Origin of the sequence: Bartonella sp. OC68QHHN (assembly GCF_042193875.1) — a bacterium.
Classification (GTDB): Bacteria; Pseudomonadota; Alphaproteobacteria; order Rhizobiales; family Rhizobiaceae; genus Bartonella; species Bartonella grahamii_A.
The window spans coordinates 1-1,184 of sequence record NZ_JBHIME010000030.1 but is presented as its reverse complement, the minus strand read 5'-3'; the positions used below and the strand labels follow the sequence as shown (position 1 = coordinate 1,184).

The 1,184-nt window shown below is 45.8% G+C and carries 2 pseudogenes; both read left to right on the top strand.

Annotated features, from left to right (window positions below):
- Nucleotides 1–836: pseudogene (locus tag ACFIJ0_RS05575) on the top strand (hypothetical protein); the annotation flags it as partial.
- A 138-nt stretch (nt 837–974) separates the two neighbouring features.
- Nucleotides 975–1,184: pseudogene (locus ACFIJ0_RS05570) on the top strand (phage tail protein); the annotation flags it as partial.

Genomic DNA, 1,184 nt, shown 5'->3' with positions numbered 1-1,184 from the left:
GTTTAGAGCTGTTAGGCAACTCATCGTTTAACCTTATCCATAACAACAAAGTCGTTAGCAGTCTAAGCACAAGCGGAAGCTCGCTTAAAGGACCTTTGAGAGTCGATGGAGATCTTGTTTATACGAAAGAGCAAGTAGATGCTTTATTAGATTCTTTAATCAAAAAACGTAAAGAAGAATACGTTGAAATTACCATGCTGCAGAGTGGCAATATTCCTTGGCCTGACGGTGTCTCAGATGATACGGAAATTGAAATTACGGCTTGGGGAGCTGGCGGCAGCGGTGGTCAACGTGGAGGAGGTGGTGGCGGTGAATGTGTTACTCTAAAAATTCAAAAACGCCAATTGCAGAATAATGACGTAATAACGATAGGAAAAGGCGGATATGGAAATGGTGCTAATGGTGGCAATACATTAGTGGGGTCTGTTCTTACAGCACGAGGTGGTAAGGGGAATAACGGTTATATTGGTGGGAATAGTGGTGGTGGCGTTTCAGGTGGTTATGGAACTGACAGTGGTACGAGTAATGGTTATGCGGGGAAAGAAGATTCTTGGCATGGCGGTGGCGGCGGTGGCGGTGGGTTTGGTAATGGTCGTGGCGGTAATGGAGGGGATAATACCTATGGCGGTGCAGGTGGAGGTGGTAGTGGTGGTAGTAGTGTACCTAATAATGGAAGTAAAGGCGGAAAAAGTGAATATGGTGGCAATGGAGGAAACGGCGCTGAATTAGGCAAAGGCGGTGGCGGTGGTGGCGGTTATCGAGATGGCGAGGATGGAACAGCAAGTGGTGCTGGACGGGGTGGAGATGGCGCCGTAAAATTAAAGGTTTTTGTATAAGTTTTTAAAGGCTTTATATGTTTTTAAGTCCTTTTATAGCTCTTTAAAAGCCCTTTAAAGGGCTTTTTGACTGACACTGTCAGACTTATGGAGCATGGTGATGGTTGGTATAGTCTCTTCATTAATGTGGAGAGCAAAATGGCAACAGAATTTAATCATGGGATTCGCATTGTAGAGGCTGGTGAGGATTCCCGTCCTTTAGCAACATTTGATCAGAGCGCCATTGGGGCGGTTGTTACAGCCCCTGATGCTGACAACCAAGTTTTTCCCCTCGATGAGCCTGTCCTTATTTTTAGCCATGAGACAGAAAAAATCCAAAAGCTTGGGGCAAGAGGCACGGCTCTTGAT